The organism is Streptomyces sp. NP-1717 (assembly GCF_022695985.1).
GTDB lineage: Bacteria > Actinomycetota > Actinomycetes > Streptomycetales > Streptomycetaceae > Streptomyces.
In genome coordinates this window covers 1-5,113 of the sequence record NZ_JAAPBF010000342.1, presented here as the reverse complement: position 1 = coordinate 5,113, position 5,113 = coordinate 1, and the positions used below count along the sequence as shown (strand labels likewise).

General features: G+C 70.0%; 2 protein-coding genes and 2 pseudogenes. 2 read left to right on the top strand and 2 right to left on the bottom strand.

Features of this window, described 5'->3' with window-relative positions; translation table 11 throughout:
• Positions 1–795 (top strand): annotated as a pseudogene (locus GXP76_RS33885) (hypothetical protein); the annotation flags it as partial.
• 230 nt (positions 796–1,025) lie between these two features.
• Here GXP76_RS33885 and GXP76_RS33880 read toward each other — a convergent pair.
• Positions 1,026–3,314: a pentapeptide repeat-containing protein gene (locus GXP76_RS33880; protein WP_242575455.1), complete on the bottom strand. Its 2,289-nt coding sequence runs from the start codon at positions 3,312–3,314 to the stop codon at positions 1,026–1,028.
• A 302-nt stretch (positions 3,315–3,616) separates the two neighbouring features.
• Positions 3,617–3,814 (bottom strand): hypothetical protein, encoded by a 198-nt coding sequence (locus GXP76_RS33875; protein ID WP_242575454.1) that lies wholly within the window; start codon positions 3,812–3,814, stop codon positions 3,617–3,619.
• Positions 3,815–4,096: 282 nt separating this feature from the next.
• Between GXP76_RS33875 and GXP76_RS33870 the strand changes: the two are divergent.
• A pseudogene (locus tag GXP76_RS33870) lies at positions 4,097–5,113 on the top strand (hypothetical protein); the annotation flags it as partial.

Here is a 5,113-nt window from a genome sequence, read left to right as displayed (position 1 = left end):
GAACGCGCCGCAGGGGACAAGGCCCGCGAGATGACCGCCCGCGCCGCCGAAGCAGCCGCCCAACCCTCCCGCGGGCAGAAAGCCGCCACCGAAACAGGCACCCTCCTCGACCGCGCCCTGCGCCTGGCCACCGCCGCCGAACACGAGGCACACAACGCCGCCGAAGCGGCCAAGACCGCCACCCAGGCCCGCCAGTTCTGCGCCGCGATCACCAAGGGAGCCGAACGCGGCCGGATCGCCCTTCGGCTGGCCGGAACCTCACGCGCAGAACAACGCGACCTCCTCACCCACTACACCCGACAGGCGGTCGAAGCCGAGACCGAAGAGCGCCGCGCCCGGACGGCATCACAGACCGCACGCCGCGACGCCTGGCACGCGGCCGGAACCAGCCCTTACGCCGAATATCTGGGGGCCGGGAACAGCACCGGCACCCCGCTGGCCGACCCGGTCCAGATGCGCCAGCAGCTCACCACCATGCGAGAGCGGCTGCCCGCGCTCGCCGAACGCATCGACACCCAACTCCTCGACGCGGTACGCCACGGACGCACCCAGGTGGTCACGATGAGAGCCCGCGCCCAGACGCTCCGAGCGGACGCCACCGCTCTGCGTGCCGAACAGGAACTGCGGCAGCGGATCGCCCACTCGGACCCGCAGCGCCATATTCGGGAATCCGCCGCACGCGACGCCGCGGTGCAGCAGGCCCGTCGTACCACGGCAGCCGCCCGGCAGCCCGAACCGCAAGGGCACGGGCCGGTGTTGGCCGCACCCCGGTCACCGGGCGCGGGCGCCTGGTGACCGGGGCGACCCGAGACCCGTGGGTCCGTCCCTCACACCAACCCGCAGTTCCGCAGACGGCCGCCAGGGGCCACGGGCGGTACCTACATCGTTTTGACCTCCTGTCTCCTGGAGACCACGCTCCTCGCCCTGGCGGACCTTCCCTGCGGCGGCGCGGGGCCGTGCCCGCGCACCGGTCCCTTCGGCGCTCAGCAGCCCCAACGTGTGCGGTTAGCCTCGCGGTCCGGTGGTCAGCGTTTGACGCGACTGCGCACGGCCAGGACCGAGAGGCCGAGAAGGACGGGTTCGGTGAGGCGGGAGGTCATCTCGGCGTAGGTGCCGACGGTCGTCAGGTCCTGCCCGGAAGAGCGAAAGACCACCGAGTTGATCACCACACGCAGCCCCTTTTCGAACCGCTCGGTGGTGACACGTTCGCTCAGCGCATCGGTCGGGTTGCGGGGGGCGGGGGTCTCGGTGGTGAGAGTGAGGTCCTGCCCAGCGCCGACCTGCTGACCGGTGGTCTGCGGTTTCGGATCGTTGGCGGGCAGGCCCCACAGCACCATCACCGTGATCGTGGCGGCCATGGCGGCCACCAGCCAGCTCAGGGCGCGGGTGGCGCGCAGTCCGTAGCCCGACAACGCCCAGTAGAGGATCAGCAGCACACGCTCGCCGAAGGGGCGGAGGGTGTCGTGGCGGCGCATCTCGCATTCGCCGTAGTAGAAGTCGGCGGCGTCCGGCTCGTTCTTGCCGTCCTCCAAGGACTTTCGCAACTGCCGATACAGGGCGGCCACCGCCGCCGGCTTCAGCGCCGGGGCGTCCTCCGGCGGGGCCGTCCAGCCGCGGGCGGCAGGTCGGCCGGGGCGGCTGTTGGTGCGCGCCCGCCAGTGGTGCTCCTCCGGCAGGGTGTTGCGTCGGCTCCACCGCCAGGGGAACCGGTGATCCCATCCGGTCGGGGTGGTGGCGAAGGTGCACCAGCCGTCCACCTTCAGCTGGTCGAGATGGACAGCACCAGCGAACCGGCACCCGCTCAGGTCGATGTCATGCAGCGCCAAATGCGCCGCATCCACCCCGCCCACCGACACCAGACGCACACCGGGGTCCAAGCCGAACAGCCATACCTCCGGCAGCGGGCCAGGAGGTTCCGAACCGTGGCGAAATGGGTCAGGGCGGGCGGCGACCAACACGGGGTACTCGAAGACCGCGTCCCGCAGGTCCAACTCGGCGTAGCGCAGGTGCAGCGTGGCCGTCGCCGCCCACCGGGTACGCGCACAGCTCACCCGGCGGGCAGCGATCTCCACCGTCACCGGCTCCTGGAATACAGCACCGTCCAGCACCACCCGCCCACCACACACCAGCGGCCCTACGTGCGACACCTTCTCGAATTGCGCCTCGTTGAACCCGGCGTCGCTCGTAAACTTCGCCCCGCGGAACCCGGCGGGGCCGGTGAACGTCGCCCTGCGGAACCCGGCGCGGCCGGTGAACGTCGCCTCGCCGAACCTGGCGTCGCTGTTGAACGTCGCCCCGTCGAAGCCGGCGCGGCCGGTGAACGTCGCCTCGTCGAATCCGGCGTCGCTGTTGAACGTCGCCCCCCTGAACCTGGCGACGCTGTTGAACGTCGCCCCCCTGAACATGGCGTCGCTGTTGAACGTCGCCGCCCTGAATCCGGCGTGGCCGGTGAACGTCGCCTCGCCGAACCAGGCACGGCCGGTGAACGTCGCCTCGCCGAACCAGGCACGGCCGGTGAACGTCGCCCCACCGAACCAGGCGGCGCTGTTGAACGTTGCCTCGCCGAACCAGGCGTCACTGTTGAACGTCGCCCCCCTGAACTCGGCGGGGCCGATGAACGTTGCACCGCTGAATCCGGCGTCGCTGTTGAACGTGGCGCCGCCGAATCCGGCGTCGCTGTTGAACGTGGCGCCGCCGAACCTGGCGTCGCTGTTGAACGTGGCGCCGCCGAACCTGGCGTCGCTGTTGAACGTGGCGCCGCCGAATCCGGCGTGGCCGGTGAACGTGGCGCCGCCGAACCTGGCGTCGCTGTTGAACGTGGCGCCGCCGAATCCGGCGTCGCTGTTGAACGTGGCGCCGCCGAACCTGGCGTCGCTGTTGAACGTGGCGCCGCCGAACCTGGCGTCGCTGTTGAACGTGGCGCCGCCGAATCCGGCGTGGCCGGTGAACGTGGCGCCGCCGAATCCGGCGTGGCCGGTGAACGTCGCCTCGCCGAACCAGGCACGGCCGGTGAACGTCGCCCTACCGAATTGGGCAGCGCCGAAGTGAAGACGTCCGGTGGCGTGGCGCAGGGCGTTGAGTAAACGGACCAGGAGGTCTGGAGTGAAGGTAGTGCTGCGGTGGTCTATGTCCGCTCCGGGCGACAGGGTGGCGAGATAGACGGTTAGTTCGGCCTCTGGCAGGTGGGCCAGACACGCGGCATGCCCAACCACACCGATGCCGCGACAACCGACCGGATCAGTTAAGGAGCTTCCCTGGCCGCAGTGCCGCCAGCGCGGCGGAGTTGAGGACGGGACGGAGGTTCCAGACGTCATGCCTCAAGGACGACCAGCACCGCCGATCAGTTGCCGCACCAGCAGCCTCGATGTCCTTCTCAATGAGGTTCGTTGGTCGGCGAGGTCTGGGCTGGAGGTTGTCATTTTGGAGTGAGACGTCGCTGTCCTCCGATGTGTCATGGGCGGTGTGAGGGGTTCGGACGTGGTCTGCCGAGTCAAAGAAAGTGGTGCAGCTGGGGAGTCTGGCCTGCGGACTGTCCGTCTCGGTGAGACTGGCTGCGCCTCGAACCTGGGGGTTCGGATGAACAACGGCCCGTTGGCAGGGCTGGTGGCGGGTTGGGTCAGGGGATGAGGGTGGCGAGGGCTGCGGTGACGGTGGCGGCGAGGGTGATGACTGCGGCGAAGGCAGTGGCGGCGCGGGTGAGGGCGGCGGGGTAGGTGGCGCCGTCAATACGGGCGAGCTTGCCCGTGCCGGCCGCGACCAGCAGCGCGACGACGATCACGAGGGCGGTGGTCTGGAGGACGACGGCGACGTTCACGGCAAGCTCCCTGTGTGCGGTGGGGTGTTGACGTGGTCGAAGGTCCTGGAAACGGTGTGCGCCGTGGTCCGCCGGAGCGAAGATGGACACCGGCGAACACATCATGGCCGGGGGCGGGTACACGTGGAGCACGAGGAGAATGTCCAGAATCGGGCGCTTACCGATCTGCGCGGGAGGCTGTCGGGTGGGATGAGACGGGCCCGGTTGAATCAGACGGAGCTCGCCGGCCTGGCGGGGCTGTCACGTACCACGGTGTCGGAAGCTCTGTCGGCCAAGAAGTCTGTGCCGTCTGCGCAGACGGTGGAAAGGCTGAACGGTGTGCTGAAGCTGCCGTTGCCGGAGTTGCTGGAGTTGCAGCGCACCGCAGCCGAAGTGTCGGGCGCGATGCCGGCGGGCGGGCCGGGGCGTCCGATCGGGGAGTGGGACCCGCACGCCCTGGAGGTTCATCCCGCCGGACCCGCCAGCGGAACTCCAGGGTCCAGTCGGCTCGCGGTACGGGCGTTGCCCGGGTATGTGTACCGCGATCATGACCAGGTGCTGGGGGATGCGGTCCGGGATGCCGCAGCGGGGCACAGCCGGATCGTGTTCCTGGTGGGCACCTCGTCGACGGGGAAGACGCGGGCGGGCTGGGAGGCGGTGCAGCCGCTCGCCGACCGGGGGTGGCTGCTGTGGCATCCGTTCGACCCGACCCGCGCGCAGGCCGCGCTGGAAGATCTGCACGGTGTCGGGCCGCGGACGGTGGTGTGGCTGAACGAGGCCCAGCACTACCTCGGCGACGGGACGGCGGGTGAGAGGGTCGCGGCGGCCGTGCACCATCTGCTGGTGAGCCCGGAGCGAGGGCCCATCCTGGTGCTGGGCACGCTCTGGCCCGAGTATGCCCGCCAGTACACGGCGCTGCCCGCACCGGGAGCAGCCGATCCGCACAGCCGGGTCCGGGAACTGCTCGCCGGCCGTACCGTAGCCGTCCCCGACGTGTTCGACTCCCGGGCCTTGGCGGCGGCCGAACTCCTTGCCGAGGGCGGTGACCGGCTTCTTGGTGATGCTCTCACCCGGGCTCGTACCGGCGGGCGAGTGACCCAGGACCTGGCCGGCGCTCCAGAACTCCTCAACCGCTACCAGCACGCCGGCCCGGCGGCCAAGGCTCTGCTGGAGGCGGCGATGGACGCACGCCGCCTCGGTGTCGGACCCCGCCTTCTCTACGCCTTCCTGATCGACGCCGTTCCCGACTACCTCAGCGAGACCGACTACGACGAACTCCCCGATGACTGGGCCGAAGCCGCCTTCGCCGAACTCGCCGAA